Raw genomic sequence first — 15,152 nt, 5'->3', positions numbered from 1 at the left:
GGTGCAATGAATGAAGAGTCCTTTTTCACGTTTTTTTGGTGGGGAAAAAGAAGCTGAAGCTGAAGTTGAAGCAGATTTTGAAACGAGTGAGGACCGTCAAGAACAAATAGAGAAAATTGCAATTGACGCGATAAGACCAAACAAGTATCAGCCTAGATCTGTATTTTCTGAAGAGAAAATTGAGGAACTTGCAAGAACAATTCATACACACGGCGTCATTCAACCAATTGTTATTCGTTCTGTCGGTAATGGAGAGTATGAAATTATAGCGGGTGAACGAAGATATCGGGCTATGAAACTTCTAGAATGGACAGAAGTTCCGGCTATTGTTCGAGACTTGGATGATAGAGAAACGGCCTCCATTGCTTTAATAGAAAACTTGCAACGGGAAGAATTGACACCGATTGAAGAAGCCTACGCCTATGAACAATTATTGGGGTTACATTCGTTAACGCAAGAAGCATTAGCGCAAAGGTTGGGCAAAGGGCAATCCACAATTGCAAATAAGTTACGGTTACTTAAGTTGCCAGAAGAAGTTAAATCAGCAATTATGAGAAAAGAACTATCTGAACGACATGCACGTGCATTGATGCCATTAAAAGACCCTGAACTACAAATAGCCTTGCATGAAGAAGCAATTGCGAACCAATTAAACGTAAAGCAATTGGAAGAAAGAGTTCATAAAGTATTAAATCCAGAAAAAGATGCAAAGAAAAAAGCACCAAAGAGAAAATCGGTTAGCCGCGATGTCAGAATTGCGCTTAATACCATTAAACAATCTCTTAGTCTTGTTTCCAAAAGTGGAATTGATGTAGAAACAGAGGAAGAAGATTCAGAGGATTATTATACGATTACAGTTAAGATACCGAAGAAAAAGTAAAATACTCTTGCTAAAGTCATGGCGAGAGTATTTTTATGACTTATTATATTGTCCTATAAAGCAGATAAAATTTTAATTTTCAAGTAGGAAAGCAGGTGCAAGCGTGGGGAGAATTATAGCGATTGCCAACCAAAAGGGCGGCGTCGGAAAAACGACAACATCTGTAAATCTAAGTGCTTGCCTTGCCCATATAGGCAAAAAAGTCTTGTTAATTGATACAGATCCACAAGGGAATGCGACAAGTGGGGTAGGCATCAATAAAGGAGACGTCCAAAACTGCATTTATGATATTTTGATTGATGATGTTGATATGAATGATGTTATTTTACAAACCAAGGTAGATAATTTAGATGTCATACCAGCTACAATTTCATTGGCGGGAGCCGAGATTGAACTTGTTTCAACAATTTCAAGAGAAGTCCGAATGAAACATGCCATTCATAAAGCTAAGGATATGTATGATTACATTATTATTGATTGTCCACCTTCACTAGGACTGCTGACAATCAACGCGTTAACGGCTTCGGATGCAATTTTAATACCGGTGCAGTGTGAATATTATGCACTGGAAGGGTTAAGTCAATTATTAAGTACGATTCGTCTTGTCCAAAAACATTTGAATGAGGACTTAACAATCGACGGTGTTTTATTGACAATGTTTGATGCAAGAACAAACTTAGGTATTCAAGTAATTGATGAGGTTAAAAAGTATTTTCAAGATAAAGTGTACGGAACAATTATTCCGAGAAACGTAAGACTGAGCGAAGCGCCGAGTCATGGAGAACCAATCATTGTTTATGATTCAAGATCACGTGGTGCGGAAGTGTATTTAGAGCTTGCAAAGGAAGTGGTGCACAATGGCTAGAGGTCTTGGGAAAGGAATAAATGCTTTATTTCCAGGCGAATCATTAACAAAAGCAGAAATAGTTGAAAAAGTACATGTAAAAAGTATTAAGCCGAATCCCTACCAACCAAGGAAAGTGTTTGATGAGGTTGCCATCAAAGAATTAAGTGATTCGATTAAAGAACATGGAATTCTTCAACCTATCATCGTAAGGAAAACTGGAATGACGTATGAAATTGTAGTTGGCGAAAGAAGATTTCGAGCAGCCAAACTAGCAGGATTAGAGGAAATACCAGCTGTAGTTCGTGAGTTGACAGATGAAGAGACTATGGAACTTGCGATTCTTGAAAACCTTCAAAGGGAAGACCTAACACCGATTGAAGAAGCAGAAGCATATCATAATCTCATGGAAAATTTAAAACTCACGCAGGAGCAATTAGCATTTAGACTTGGGAAAAGCAGATCGCATATCGCTAACCATGTTCGACTACTATCTCTTCCGAAAAAAATCAGAGATACCATTACCGAAGGCAAGTTGTCAATGGGACATGGACGTACTTTGCTCGGCCTCAGAACAAAAGAGCAAATGCAAGCAGTTGCGGAACGAGTGTTAAAAGAAGGTTTGAACGTACGACAGTTGGAAAGACTCGTACAAAAAATAAACGAAAATGTTCCACGTGAAACAAAAAAGAAAGAAACAGAAGATTTGTTTTTAATGGAACGCGAATCAACGTTAAGAGATTATTTTGGAACCAATGTAATCATTAAAAAGAACAAAAACAAAGGTAAAATTGAAATAGAATTTTTCTCGGAAGAAGATTTAGAAAGAATACTAGATTTGTTAAATGAGTAATGTAGTACCTATTTTGCGAAATGCGGAATAGGTATCTTTTTAATTTATTAATTGGAAGTGATTAGTTGATATTATTCGGGTCAGTCATAAATGCGTTATTAATTATTATCGGAGCAATAATTGGTAGATTCCTACATAATATACCTGAACGTATGAAAGAAACCGTCATGTACGGCATTGGTTTGGCGGTTTCAGTTATCGGGATCCAAATGACTTTTGAAAGTACTCAAGTTCTCATCGTTATCGTAAGTATAGTAGTGGGCGCTGTCATTGGAGAATGGATTGACCTTGATGAAAAAGTAAATAAGTTAGGCCATTGGATTGAAAGTAAGATGCCTGCCAAAAAAGACGGCCCTGGAGTTGCACAGGGATTTGTAACGGCTACACTCATTTTTGTCATCGGATCCATGGCGATTATCGGCGCTATCGATAGCGGGTTGAGAAATGATCATGATGTACTTTTGATGAAAGGCATTATCGATGGTTTCACTTCAATCATATTAAGTTCAACGCTTGGAATAGGGGTTGCCATCGCAGCGGTTCCGGTATTTTTATATCAAGGTATTATCACGCTATTTTCAACGCAAATCAGTAAGTATATTCCGGATGAGCTGTTAAACTTTTTTATATCGGAAATGACTGCGACAGGTGGACTTATGATTTTGGCGATTGGTTTAAACCTTATCGGTATTACTAAAATTAGAGTTGCTAATTTAATCCCGGGTATTATAGTCGTAGCAATTGTTGTTTCAATTGTTTATGTTTTATAATTTAGAACGATTGTAGGCAAGCTGTAAAGCGCGGGCGATTGTCCGACTCATTTCAAAAGGAAGATGAAGGCGCGTACTTTGGAGAACCGCGTATTCCATGAACCCGCTAATGTTAACAATTCCTTTAATGGATACATTACCGACCGCGGGCAAGTTTTTTCCAACAGCTAGTCCGGGCAGCATTGAACCATCATGAACGATAAGTTGTCCAATTGAGCTTTCCTTTCCAAGGCAGGCATCAATCGCAACTATGTAAGCATTCGGGTTTTCAATGATGACGTCTTTATTCCGTTGCTCCAAATTAAGTGCGTGTAGCGGGCTTTCAAGTGTCCCGAATACGGGAAAGGGGAAAGCCTGAAACTCTGTTAACCTCGACCCTGTGAGCGGTCCTAAAGCGTCTCCAGTGGAGCGGTCAGTACCGATGCAGAAAAAAATAAGATCTGGGCTATGAAATGGAATATGTTCAAGGAAAAACGTACTTAATTTCCAAATAGCACCTGAATCTTTATAATGAATACGGTAATCATATGTTGTTGTAGCTGTGGCTCTCATGTGAACTCTCCATTTCAATTTTTAAATAAGTATATGCAAACTGAATGATGATTATACGAGAGGAGGAGTTATGTGGAGGAAGTAGAAGAGCAAGCAAAAGAGCAAGCAGAGAAAGTCGGAAAGTTTTTATTTAACCGGGAAACTTGGGTTGAGTTAGGACTCTTAGCGATTAAAATTGCGGTTATTGTGGTAATTGCGATGATTGTCGTTGCGATTGGTAAAATGATAATTCGACGAATGTTTACGTTGAAAATAAAAACACCACTTCGTCCTTCTGAGCGGCGTGAAAAAACGCTGTTGAAGTTGTTGGAAAATACACTTGCTTATGTTGTTTATTTCTCGGCAATCCTTGCAATTCTGTCGGAGTTTATGGATATAAGCGGTTTGTTAGCAAGTGCAGGGGTTCTTGGTTTGGCTGTGGGCTTTGGAGCTCAAAGTTTGGTGAAAGATATCATTTCAGGATTCTTCATTATTTTTGAAGATCAATTTTCAGTCGGAGATTATGTAGAAATCGGCACGACGATGGGAACTGTCGAAGAGATTGGGCTTCGTACAACGAAAATAAGTGCTTACGGCGGGGAAATCCATATCCTTCCGAACGGTAATATTACTCAAGTTATTAATTACTCAATTAATAACTCGCTTGCAATCATCGATGTACGAATCGGCTATGAAGTGGATATTAACCGGGCAGAAACATTATTAGAGGAATTTTTAACAACATTGCCGATAGGGTATGGAGGGTTAATCGATAGGCCCACTTTGATCGGTGTTCAAGATCTTGCAGTTTCCGAAATTGTCTTTAGAGTTACTGCCGAGACGGAGCCTGTTATGCAATGGGCGTTTGCTCGTAAATTCAGAAAAGATTTAAAGGTCTTTTTAGATAAACATGGCATCGAAATTCCATATCCTACAATTATGACTTATCAAAGGAAAGAGGGGATCAGTGAAGATGAACAATAAAGAGTTTGCTTTAAATGATATTGTTGAAATGAAAAAACAACACCCTTGCGGAACGAATGCGTGGAAAATTATTCGCATGGGCGCGGACATTCGTATTAAATGTGAAGGTTGCGGACATAGCATTATGATGCCGCGAAATGAATTTGCGAAGAAAATGAAAAAGGTAATTGAAAAAGCTGTCTGACACTTGAGGAAATGGACATTTATAAACCTAGTCCTTATACTAGAAGGGTTGGATTTTATAAACTAATAAGAATTGATATAGATGAAAGGTAGTTGACTTTAATGTCATTAACAGCAGGAATTGTCGGTCTTCCCAACGTCGGAAAGTCCACATTATTTAACGCGATTACAAAAGCGGGAGCAGAAGCCGCGAACTATCCGTTCTGTACGATTGATCCCAACGTCGGAATCGTTGAAGTGCCGGATGAAAGACTTACGAAACTGACGGAACTTGTAACACCGAAAAAGACCGTTCCGACGGCTTTCGAATTTACTGACATTGCAGGAATTGTAGAAGGCGCGAGCAAAGGGGAAGGACTCGGGAATAAGTTTCTATCCCATATTCGTGAAGTGGATGCGATTTGTCAGGTTGTCCGTTGTTTTGCGGATGAAAACATTACACATGTATCAGGGAAGGTTAATCCGATTAATGATATCGAGATTATTAACTTGGAACTGATTCTGGCTGACATGGAAAGTGTCGATAAAAGGTTAGAGCGCGTGTCCAAGATGGCGAAACAAAAAGATAAAGAAGCCATGTTAGAAGAGCCGGTACTTTTGAAGCTGAAAGACGCATTTGAAAATGAACGCCCAGCACGTTCAATCGAATTTACCGATGATGAGTTTTTCCTTATTAAAGGCATGAACTTATTGACAATCAAGCCGATGCTATACGTAGCAAACGTGGATGAAGATGAAATTGCCAATACTGAAGAAAATGACTACGTAAAAGCAGTGCGTGATTTCGCTAAAACAGATAACGCAGAAGTTATTGTTGTCTGTGCGAAAATAGAAGAAGAGATGGCTGAGCTTGATGATGAGGATAAAGAAATGTTCCTCGAAGAACTTGGTATCAGGGAATCCGGATTGGATCAGTTAATCAGAGCGACTTATAATCTACTTGGTTACGCAACTTACTTCACAGCAGGTGTTCAAGAGGTTCGTGCATGGACATTCCGTAAAGGGATGAAGGCGCCGCAATGTGCTGCGATTATTCATACAGACTTCGAAAGAGGATTTATCCGTGCTGAAACAGTTGCTTATGATGATTTAGTCGAAGCAGGTTCGATGACTGTGGCAAAAGAAAATGGGAAAGTCCGACAAGAAGGAAAAGAATATGTTGTCCAAGACGGGGACGTAATCCTCTTCCGCTTTAACGTATAAACGTCATAAAAGAAACCTTTACGCTAGCTATCGTAGCGTAAAGGTTTCTTTTTAATTTTTTCAGGAGAATAAACATATAAACGCGGCAATTGGGGATCGTCTTTTATGAGCCAATCATCGGGTAACTTCTTCAGTTGGTTATACATAGCGAAATCACCAACAGCTCCGCCAATTAAGAGTGCAGATAATATAACAAGGACGCCACTGCTGATATAAAGGCCAATGAGGGCTGGGAGGATACCAGTTAACCAGAACGGAAGTAGAAGTGCTTTACGTATCGCACGGTTCGTCATGAGCTTATCTGTTGTGGCATAGGCAATGCCTGCTTTGAAGTCAATGCCCACTTTCATTCTTTTCCACGGAACGTTTGCGAATACGCGGAATCCGAATAAATGAAAAAATTCGTGCAAGATGACCAAAACGATATAACCGCCAAAAAACAATAGCAAGGTATAGCCGGTTAATTTGAAATAAAACCCTTCAATTAGAAAATGAATAAGCAACAAAATGGCTAGCGGAATAGTTGTCAGGTAAAGACCTTTCTTGGCAATCGTGCTCAAATCGACATCAACAATTTTATCTGGTGTCGGAAGTTCATTCATAAAATAGTCACCTCATTTCAATTATAGTATAAAAGGTTGTATATTAGATAGAATCATGGTAGTATGTATTGATGTGAGTAATACAATTACTTGCTCCTTGCCCGCTGTCATCAGCAGGGCCAAAGTCCATAAGGAGGTGACTAAAGATGAGAAAATACGAAATTATGTACATTGTGCAACCAACAATTGAAGAAGATGCAAAAAAAGCGCTAATCGAACGTTTCGATGAGGTTCTTACATCAAATGGTGCAGAAATCATCGAGTCGAAAGAGTGGGGTAAACGTCGTCTCGCTTACGAGATCAACGACTTCCGTGAAGGCTATTACCAACTCGTGACGCTTAATGCTGAAGAAAATGCACTCGAAGAATTTAAACGTCTTGCGAATATTAACGAAAACATTATTCGCCATATGGCTATTCGCCTTGATGCTTAATCTATTTATAGATGACGTAACAGCTGAAACCTACAAGATGATGAGGGAGGTCGAATTCTGATGATTAATAGTGTCGTTTTAGTTGGCCGCTTAACAAAAGATCCTGAGCTTAAGTATACACAAGGTGGTGTGGCGGTCACTCGTTTCACACTCGCTGTGAACAGACCATTCACTAACCAACAAGGTCAGCGTGAAGCTGATTTCGTTAACTGTGTAACTTGGCGCAAGCAAGCAGAAAACACGGCGAACTTTTTAAGGAAAGGTAGCCTTACTGGAATTGAAGGTCGTATACAGACGAGTAACTTTGAAGGTAAGGATGGCAATCGTGTCTTTATGACAGAGGTTGTCGCGGATAGCGTACAATTCCTTGAACCGCGCGGTGCGAATGCTGGAAGGTCCGAAGAAGGTTCGAATGCACCTTATCAAGGAGCATCGTTCCAAGGTGGCGCTCAACAACAACAGCCAGCGTATCAGCAATCGAATCACCAACCAAATCAGCAAAACTATACACGTACAAACGATGATCCATTTTCGACAGGCGGAGGTCCGATAGAAGTTTCGGACGACGACTTGCCGTTCTAAATAATCAGCGATTGTACCTAACTTAAAACAAGGAATACACGATTATTCCTTTTACCAAGGAGGTAAATGATATGGGACAACGCCGTGGAGGCCGCAAACGCCGTAAAGTATGTTATTTTAACTCAAATAACATTACACACATCGATTATAAAGATACAGACCTACTTAGAAAATTCGTTTCTGAGCGTGGAAAAATCTTACCTCGTCGTGTAACTGGAACTAGCGCTAAGTATCAGCGTAAACTTACAGTTGCGATTAAACGTTCACGTACGATGGCACTTCTTCCGTTTAGCTCGGAAGAAAGATAATCTTACACAATATAGACCGTCTTACACTGGCTTAATCCAGTCTAGGACGGTTTTTTAACTTTATGCCGGATGAATCACTATGAGAACGTACATTCTTCTTTGGTTTATAAACAATAATCATGATATAATTAAAGTTATGACTTAGATTTATAAATCGGGATCCGTTTGCGCAAAAAAATAGAAAAATAAGCATACGAATTATCGGAGGAATTACAATTATGCAAGACAACTCAAAACGAATTAAAGACGGAATGTTTATGGTTGCGTTATTTACAATCTTACTGACCGTTTCAATTTATCTTCCGCTTGTAGGCGGATTGACGGCACTTTTCATTCCACTACCAATTATTCTCTTCAGGTTACGTTATGACCGTAATGCATCTCTTCTCATACTAGGAATTAGTGTGCTTTTATCAACCTTGGTGGGCGGGGTATTACTAGTGCCTTTTGCGCTAATATTGGGCGCGATTGGATTTATCATCGGGGATACAGTTAGCCTGAAAAAAACCAAATTGTATACGTTCATGGCAACTGGCCTAACACTATTACTTAGCCTCGTCTTAACATATGTTTCGGCTGTACTACTCTTTGGCGTTAATGTTATTGACGAAATGACTAGCGGACTGCAGAAAACGCAAGAATTTATTTCTACAACTTTGGTGGAATACGGGGAACTGCCTGAAAATTTTCAATCTCAAATGGACGAAGTAATTGCGTTTTATGAACTGGCCATTCCATCTTTTATTATTATTGTTTCCTTTAGTTTGGCTTTTCTCATCGTTGTTATTAACCTGTTCGTCGTAAAACGATTTGGATATAATCCACCCAGGTTCCCATTGTTTAGAAACATGAAGTTGCCAGTAGTTCTTTTATGGTGTTATTTAGTTGTGATGCTATTGCCTTTATTGGCAGCACCGGCAGAAGGGTCTACTATGGAACTGACAGTCGTGAACGCCTCAGTAATTTTAAGGTTTTTATTTTTTATCCAAGGGATTTCATTTCTTCATTACTATTTGAATGAAGTGAAATTACCGAAATGGTTGATTGTCATTTCAACTGTTGTTGCCATATTATTAAGTCAACTAACAGTTTTACTCGGTGTACTTGATGTAGGTATGAATATTCGGACATGGATCGGGAGAAACAAAACTAGGAGATGACGACAATGACCTCTTTTTTTAGGAAAAGATCCATACGCTATCCATTGGCTGTGTTGTCGCTTCTGGGATTGATGGCGGCAGTGTTTTTACTTATGTTTCAATTTTGGCCAGGGCTAATTTTCTCTGTTCTGTTTACGATCGCGATTGGAATTGCATGGAAAGTAGAAGAACAGACCTATCTGGAAACTGAAAAACATATTCAAACACTTTCCTATCGCATGAAAAAGGTAGGAGAAGAAGCACTTCTCGAACTACCAATCGGAATTATACTCATAAATGATAAAAAAGGAATTGAGTGGGCGAATCCTTATGCCTCTAATATATTCGAGTTGAATTCGCTGATTGGAATGGAATTGGGTGAGCTTTCGAGTGAGTTATATTCGATTGTAGACCATGATGAAGACGAGCGGGAGACCCTGTCCGTGAACGATAAATCATATAAAGTATCTTACAATGCAGAAGAAAAACTGATTTATTTATTTGATGTCACGAAGCAACTGGCTATTGAAACACTTTATCATGCAGATCGAACAGTTCTAGGAATTTTACTCGTTGATAACTATGACGAACTTTCCCAAGCAATGGACGACCAGACAAGAAGCCAGTTGAATTCACTTGTCACTTCACTTGTCACAAAGTGGGGAAAAGAAAACGGGGTTTACGTAAAACGAATTGCATCGGACCGATTTTTAACGGTTTTCAATGAAGCTTCTCTTCGACTTCTAGAAAAAGCTAGATTTTCAATTCTGGATGATATACGCGAGGCAACGGAAGAACAAAGCACTGCGTTGACATTAAGTATTGGGGTAGGTACAGGCTCAACATCCCTTATCGAGCTTGGTGAACTTGCGCAGTCGAGTCTTGATTTAGTATTGGGGCGCGGCGGCGACCAAGTGGCGATAAAGCAACTTGATGGCAAAGTTAAGTTTTACGGAGGAAAAACAAATCCAGCCGAAAAACGAACGAGAGTCCGTGCAAGAGTCATCTCGCATGCACTGCGCGATTTAATACAAGATAGTGATAAAGTCTTTATCATGGGACATAAATTCCCGGATATGGATGCGATTGGCGCTTCAATCGGCGTACGGAAGATGGCGCGCATGAATAACGTGGATGGTTACGTCGTCATTAACTACGATGAACTCGACGCGAGCGTTACGCGCTTAATGCATGAAATACGCCAAGACGAAGAATTGTATTCGGAGTTTATCGAGCCGGATGATGCATTATCAATGCTTACTGAACAATCGCTTGTGATTGTTGTGGATACGCATAAACCAAGCATGGTTATTGATGAACGCATACTGGATAAGACGGAAAAAGTTGTCGTGATTGATCACCATCGTCGCGGCGAGGAGTTTATCAATAATACGATGCTTGTCTATATGGAGCCGTATGCATCATCCACTGCAGAACTTGTCACGGAACTGCTTGAATATCAACCGAAGCATGAAAAATTAACGATGTTAGAATCTACAGCGCTTCTTGCAGGCATCATCGTTGATACAAAAAGTTTCACACTTCGTACGGGTTCTAGAACCTTCGAGGCGGCGTCATTCCTTCGAACAAACCGTGCGGATACCGTTCTCGTTCAACGCTTGTTAAAAGAGGATATAGACACTTATATGGAACGAGCAAAAATTATTGAAACCGCTGAGTGGATGGAAAAAGGAATTGTCATTGCCAGAGGAAACGAAAATGCAGTTTATGGATCTGTTCTTATTGCACAGACTGCTGACATTTTACTGGCCATGCAAGATGTTTCCGCTTCATTTGTTGTTGCATTACGTGCAGATGGAAAAATCGGCATTAGCGCCCGTTCTCTTGGCGAGATCAACGTCCAAGTCATAATGGAAGAACTCGGCGGCGGCGGACACTTAACGAATGCGGCCTGCCAATTAGATGTAGATACTATCGAAGAAGCCATAGAAAAATTAAAATTAATAATCGAAAATAAAATGGAAGTGGAAAGGGGATAATTATAGTGAAAGTAATTTTTATAAAAGATGTTAAAGGTAAAGGAAATAAAGGCGATGTAAAGGACGTTTCAGTTGGTTATGCTCAAAACTTCTTACTGAAAAACAACCTTGCAATTGAAGCAACGCCGGCAAATTTAAGCAAATTAAAAGGGCAACAAAAACGTGAAGAGAAAAATGCGGCTGAAGAATTAGCAGAAGCAAAGGTATTAAAAGATAACATTGAAAAAGTTACAGTTGAAATGAAAGCTAAATCAGGAGAAGGCGGGCGTTTGTTTGGTTCCATCACGTCAAAACAAATTGCAGACGAATTGAATAAAGCTCACGGCATTAAAGTCGATCGTCGCCGTATGGAACTACCTGAGCCAATTCGTTCACTCGGGTTTACAAATATTCCAATCAAAATTCATCAAAAAGTCACAGCAACTTTAAAAGTACATGTGACTGAGGAATCTTAAGGAGATATGGGAAATGAATGAGATGATCGATCGTATTCCACCACATAATAACGAAGCGGAACAGTCGGTCATCGGCGCAATATTCCTAGAGCCACAGGCGTTAATAACAGCTGCTGAAGTGTTAGCGCCCGAAGATTTTTACCGGATGGCACATCAAAAGATTTTTTATACGATGATAACTCTAAGTGACCGGGGACAGGCAATTGACGTAGTAACTGTTACAGAAGAACTTTCAGCCAAAAAAGAGTTAGAAGATGTAGGCGGTATTTCTTATTTAACGGAAATTGCAAACTCGGTTCCGACTGCGGCGAATATTGTCCATTATGCCAATATCGTAGAGGAAAAGGCATTACTTCGCAGACTCATCCGGGTTGCGACGACAATCGTTGAAGATGGGTTTACGCGTGAAGATGAAGTAGAAGCGCTTCTGGCCGAGGCTGAAAAGAATATGATGGAAGTCTCAAATCGTAAGAATGCGGGAGATTTCAAACATATTAAAGATGTGCTTGTACAGACGTATGACAATATCGAACTTCTTCACACTCAAAAAGGTGATGTTACGGGAATTCCAACAGGATTTACTGACTTGGATAAAATCACTGCAGGATTCCAGCGAAACGATTTAATCATTGTTGCAGCACGTCCGTCTGTCGGTAAGACGGCATTTGCCTTAAACATAGCTCAAAACGTCGCGACAAAAACGACGGAAAACGTAGCGATCTTCAGTTTGGAGATGGGTGCCGACCAATTAGTTATGCGGATGCTCTGCGCAGAAGGCAATATAGATGCTCAAATCATGCGGACAGGCGACCTTCAAGCAGAAGATTGGCGTAAATTGACGATGGCAATGGGAAGTCTTTCAAACGCTGGTATTTTCATAGATGATTCATCGGGTATTAAAGTTAACGAGATTCGTTCAAAGTGTCGCCGTCTTCAACAAGAACACGGTCTTGGAATGGTAATCATCGATTACTTACAACTAATCTCAGGAAGCGGAAGATCCGGTGAAAACCGACAACAAGAAGTTTCTGAGATTTCGCGTTCATTAAAAGGATTAGCGAGAGAATTGGAAATACCCGTAATTGCATTATCCCAGCTTTCACGTGGCGTGGAACAACGACAAGACAAGCGTCCAATGATGTCTGACTTAAGGGAGTCAGGAAGTATTGAGCAAGATGCAGACATTGTTTCCTTCTTATATCGTGAAGACTATTACGATAAAGAAACAGAGAATGAGAATATGATAGAAATTATTATCGCAAAACAACGTAATGGTCCAACCGGCACTGTTACGCTTGCCTTTGCTAAAGAATACAACAAGTTTGTAAACGTTGACTGGAGTCAACATTCACCAGCAGGTTTTTAAACTCTTTCAATCAATTAAAAGACACCCTATTAACCAAGGAATTTTGGTTAATGGGGTGTCTTTTTTGTGGAAATATGGAACTATTTGTTTCTAGATATTCGGGAATATGACAATAAAGACAAAAGAAATAGGTCGAAATATATAAAAAACGAAGAAAAAAGACGAAAAACATACTCTATTGCCTATTAACTTCAAAAAACTGGATGCTATTATACATTTTCGTTACAAAGCTCGACAAATCAACTATTAGAATAAAAGATGTGATAAGTTATAGAAGGTGTAAAAAATGTGTATTTACTAGAGTCAAATTCTATATATCTTGAAGGCAAGATGGAAGGAGATTTATATGTTTTCAAATAGAATAACGGATAATAAGAATTCACTACCTAATTTAAAGAAATCTGCGTCTAAATTAGTCGGGAAAATACTTATTATTACAATGTTGCTTGCTGGATTTAGCACAGATGCAACATTCGCAGCAGAAGAAGAAGATATCCAAACGATTTACCACGTTTATTGGGCAGGCGAGTATCTTGGTGGTCTGTCAGATAAAAGCGAGTTAGACAAATTAAAGTCGTTGAAACTTGATGAAGCAGCTAAAGAATTCGAAGGTTTATCACTTAGAATCACAACGGATCTATCAATCGTTCCTGAACGGGTTTTCAAAATAGGAATTGACGATAGTGTAGTCATTGAAAAACTTCAAAAGTTATTATCCGTAGAAGCGGAAGCGGTCGGTATTGAAGTTGACGGAGAGCGGCAACTCAACGTCAAAGATGAAACCGCTTATGATGAAGTCATTCGCGCGTTAAAACTACAATCGGTTACCGAACAGGAACTGATTGATTTTGAGGAATCTACTACAGATATACCACCGTTAAAAGAAAATGAAACACGAATTACTAAAATAGATATGAATGCAGACTTAAAAGCAATCGAAGCAGTTGTGCCACCGAAAGAAGTATTGTCTGTTGATGAAGCCGTTAAACTTTTAAATAAAGGAACTTTAGAAGAAAAAGAGTATACAGTTCAAAAAGGTGATGTGCTTGGTAAAATTGCCAATAAGCATGGTATGGCAACAGCCAAGTTACTTGAAATCAATCCAGGTTTAAATGACAAGTCAGTCATAAAGCCTGGAGAAAAAGTAAATATAACAATCTTAGAACCGCTTGTGGAAGTTAAAGTGTACTTTGAGTCGAAAAAAAGAGAAACGATTTCTTATAAAAAAGTTTCTAAAAATGACAAATCCCTTAATAAGGGCGATAAAAAAGTAACGCAAAAAGGTTCTGATGGGGAAAAAGTTGTTACTGAAGAAATCATCAAACTGAATGGAAAAGTTATTGGGAAAAATGAGCTTGAAAAAGAAGTGCTTGTTGAACCAAAAGATGAAATAACAGTAGTCGGAACAAAAGTAATGCCTTCAAGAGGCGAAGGTTCGTTCAAGTGGCCGGCAGTGGGCGGTTATGTATCAAGCAAAATGGGTACGCGTTGGGGTAGAATGCACCGCGGAATAGATATAGCTCGACCTTCATCTCGTTCGATTTTAGCTTCAGATAACGGCGTTGTCGTATCTGCTGGTTGGAGCGGAGCCTACGGAAATCGAATAGAAATTGATCATAAAAATGGATATAGAACATTGTATGCGCACTTATCTTCGATGGACGTGAGCGTTGGGCAAACGGTATCTAGAGGATCTAAAATAGGCGTGATGGGCTCAACGGGTCGCTCAACAGGCGTTCATCTTCATTTTGAGGTTACGAAAAATGGATCGCTTGTGAATCCTTTGAGTGTGTTAAAATAAATTCTAAAGCAAATTTAAGTACAGGAAGAGATGCGTAATTCTCTTTCTGTACTTTTTGTTTACAAAAAATATTGGAGTTACTCGAACAATCTATTATTCATGTAATAGATATTATTTAATACGTTGATTTCCGTTACGGGCGGACGCTTTCCTGCGGGCGAGCGCCAAGAGCGGAAAGATACAGTTCAATCTTTCCCTGCCGCTTCGTCGCTACGCT

At 39.4% G+C, this 15,152-nt stretch carries 17 protein-coding genes; 15 read left to right on the top strand and 2 right to left on the bottom strand.

What is annotated here, in order from left to right; genetic code table 11:
• The first annotated feature begins 10 nt into the window (after positions 1-10).
• The 4 genes from noc (at position 11) to JSQ81_RS12290 (ending at position 3,347) form a co-directional block, all read left to right on the top strand.
• On the top strand, positions 11-880 hold the full coding sequence (noc, locus tag JSQ81_RS12305) for a nucleoid occlusion protein (protein WP_212604356.1): 870 nt from the start codon (positions 11-13) through the stop codon (positions 878-880).
• Positions 881-983: 103 nt separating this feature from the next.
• Entirely contained in the window at positions 984-1,745 is a 762-nt protein-coding gene (locus JSQ81_RS12300; RefSeq protein ID WP_212604355.1) for a ParA family protein, read from the top strand.
• Positions 1,738-2,577, top strand: a complete 840-nt coding sequence (locus tag JSQ81_RS12295) for a ParB/RepB/Spo0J family partition protein (RefSeq protein ID WP_212604354.1) — start codon at positions 1,738-1,740, stop codon at positions 2,575-2,577. The genes JSQ81_RS12300 and JSQ81_RS12295 overlap by 8 nt, the downstream gene beginning before the upstream one ends.
• Before the next feature lie 65 nt (positions 2,578-2,642).
• Positions 2,643-3,347 carry a DUF554 domain-containing protein gene (locus JSQ81_RS12290; protein WP_212604353.1) on the top strand — a complete coding sequence of 235 codons (705 nt, stop codon included), beginning with the start codon at positions 2,643-2,645 and terminating at the stop codon, positions 3,345-3,347.
• Here the strand turns inward: JSQ81_RS12290 and yyaC are convergent.
• On the bottom strand, positions 3,342-3,899 hold the full coding sequence (gene yyaC, locus JSQ81_RS12285) for a spore protease YyaC (protein WP_212604352.1): 558 nt from the start codon (positions 3,897-3,899) through the stop codon (positions 3,342-3,344). The genes JSQ81_RS12290 and yyaC overlap by 6 nt on opposite strands.
• Positions 3,900-3,971: 72 nt before the next feature.
• Between yyaC and JSQ81_RS12280 the strand changes: the two genes are divergently transcribed.
• The 3 genes from JSQ81_RS12280 to ychF all read left to right on the top strand — a co-directional run bounded on the left by JSQ81_RS12280 (position 3,972) and on the right by ychF (position 6,248).
• A complete protein-coding gene (locus tag JSQ81_RS12280) occupies positions 3,972-4,862 on the top strand; it encodes a mechanosensitive ion channel family protein (RefSeq protein ID WP_249336533.1) in 891 nt (296 codons plus the stop codon).
• Entirely contained in the window at positions 4,852-5,046 is a 195-nt protein-coding gene (locus JSQ81_RS12275; protein ID WP_210471437.1) for a DUF951 domain-containing protein, read from the top strand. Before JSQ81_RS12280 ends, JSQ81_RS12275 begins: the two co-directional genes overlap by 11 nt.
• 101 nt (positions 5,047-5,147) lie before the next feature.
• Complete coding sequence (gene ychF, locus JSQ81_RS12270) at positions 5,148-6,248, top strand: redox-regulated ATPase YchF (protein WP_212604351.1); 1,101 nt, start codon at positions 5,148-5,150, stop codon at positions 6,246-6,248.
• A 23-nt stretch (positions 6,249-6,271) separates the two neighbouring features.
• Here ychF and JSQ81_RS12265 read toward each other — a convergent pair whose 3' ends face one another.
• Positions 6,272-6,850 (bottom strand): DUF3267 domain-containing protein, encoded by a 579-nt coding sequence (locus JSQ81_RS12265; protein WP_212604350.1) that lies wholly within the window; start codon positions 6,848-6,850, stop codon positions 6,272-6,274.
• Between the two features lie 146 nt (positions 6,851-6,996).
• On the opposite strand from JSQ81_RS12265, the gene rpsF reads away from it, so the two are divergent.
• The 8 genes from rpsF (at position 6,997) to JSQ81_RS12225 (ending at position 14,935) form a co-directional block, all read left to right on the top strand.
• Complete coding sequence (gene rpsF, locus JSQ81_RS12260) at positions 6,997-7,284, top strand: 30S ribosomal protein S6 (RefSeq protein WP_210471434.1); 288 nt, start codon at positions 6,997-6,999, stop codon at positions 7,282-7,284.
• A 60-nt stretch (positions 7,285-7,344) separates the two neighbouring features.
• Entirely contained in the window at positions 7,345-7,866 is a 522-nt protein-coding gene (gene ssb / locus JSQ81_RS12255; protein ID WP_212604349.1) for a single-stranded DNA-binding protein, read from the top strand.
• A gap of 71 nt (positions 7,867-7,937) precedes the next feature.
• Positions 7,938-8,174 (top strand): 30S ribosomal protein S18, encoded by a 237-nt coding sequence (gene rpsR, locus JSQ81_RS12250; protein ID WP_172370283.1) that lies wholly within the window; start codon positions 7,938-7,940, stop codon positions 8,172-8,174.
• Positions 8,175-8,392: 218 nt separating this feature from the next.
• Positions 8,393-9,334 carry a YybS family protein gene (locus JSQ81_RS12245; RefSeq protein WP_212604348.1) on the top strand — a complete coding sequence of 314 codons (942 nt, stop codon included), beginning with the start codon at positions 8,393-8,395 and terminating at the stop codon, positions 9,332-9,334.
• 5 nt (positions 9,335-9,339) lie between these two features.
• On the top strand, positions 9,340-11,313 hold the full coding sequence (locus JSQ81_RS12240) for a DHH family phosphoesterase (RefSeq protein WP_212604347.1): 1,974 nt from the start codon (positions 9,340-9,342) through the stop codon (positions 11,311-11,313).
• A 5-nt stretch (positions 11,314-11,318) separates the two neighbouring features.
• On the top strand, positions 11,319-11,768 hold the full coding sequence (gene rplI / locus JSQ81_RS12235; protein WP_212604346.1) for a 50S ribosomal protein L9: 450 nt from the start codon (positions 11,319-11,321) through the stop codon (positions 11,766-11,768).
• Between the two features lie 13 nt (positions 11,769-11,781).
• Positions 11,782-13,134: a replicative DNA helicase gene (gene dnaB, locus JSQ81_RS12230; protein ID WP_212604345.1), complete on the top strand. Its 1,353-nt coding sequence runs from the start codon at positions 11,782-11,784 to the stop codon at positions 13,132-13,134.
• A gap of 346 nt (positions 13,135-13,480) precedes the next feature.
• A complete protein-coding gene (locus JSQ81_RS12225; RefSeq protein WP_212604344.1) occupies positions 13,481-14,935 on the top strand; it encodes a peptidoglycan DD-metalloendopeptidase family protein in 1,455 nt (484 codons plus the stop codon).
• Positions 14,936-15,152 lie beyond the last annotated feature (217 nt).

Origin of the sequence: Sporosarcina sp. Marseille-Q4063 (assembly GCF_018309085.1) — a bacterium.
Classification (GTDB): domain Bacteria; phylum Bacillota; class Bacilli; order Bacillales_A; family Planococcaceae; genus Sporosarcina.
Note: the sequence above shows the minus strand (reverse complement) of the source record. Positions and strands in the feature narration are given on the sequence as shown.

Coding starts and splice junctions, on each gene's coding strand:
- noc (WP_212604356.1), top strand. CDS start 11: ATGAAGAGTCCTTTTTCACGTTTTTTTGGTGGGGAAAAAGAAGCTGAA.
- JSQ81_RS12295 (WP_212604354.1), top strand. CDS start 1,738: ATGGCTAGAGGTCTTGGGAAAGGAATAAATGCTTTATTTCCAGGCGAA.
- yyaC (WP_212604352.1), bottom strand. CDS start 3,899: ATGAGAGCCACAGCTACAACAACATATGATTACCGTATTCATTATAAA.
- JSQ81_RS12275 (WP_210471437.1), top strand. CDS start 4,852: ATGAACAATAAAGAGTTTGCTTTAAATGATATTGTTGAAATGAAAAAA.
- ychF (WP_212604351.1), top strand. CDS start 5,148: ATGTCATTAACAGCAGGAATTGTCGGTCTTCCCAACGTCGGAAAGTCC.
- JSQ81_RS12265 (WP_212604350.1), bottom strand. CDS start 6,850: ATGAATGAACTTCCGACACCAGATAAAATTGTTGATGTCGATTTGAGC.
- rpsF (WP_210471434.1), top strand. CDS start 6,997: ATGAGAAAATACGAAATTATGTACATTGTGCAACCAACAATTGAAGAA.
- ssb (WP_212604349.1), top strand. CDS start 7,345: ATGATTAATAGTGTCGTTTTAGTTGGCCGCTTAACAAAAGATCCTGAG.
- rpsR (WP_172370283.1), top strand. CDS start 7,938: ATGGGACAACGCCGTGGAGGCCGCAAACGCCGTAAAGTATGTTATTTT.
- JSQ81_RS12245 (WP_212604348.1), top strand. CDS start 8,393: ATGCAAGACAACTCAAAACGAATTAAAGACGGAATGTTTATGGTTGCG.
- JSQ81_RS12240 (WP_212604347.1), top strand. CDS start 9,340: ATGACCTCTTTTTTTAGGAAAAGATCCATACGCTATCCATTGGCTGTG.
- dnaB (WP_212604345.1), top strand. CDS start 11,782: ATGAATGAGATGATCGATCGTATTCCACCACATAATAACGAAGCGGAA.
- JSQ81_RS12225 (WP_212604344.1), top strand. CDS start 13,481: ATGTTTTCAAATAGAATAACGGATAATAAGAATTCACTACCTAATTTA.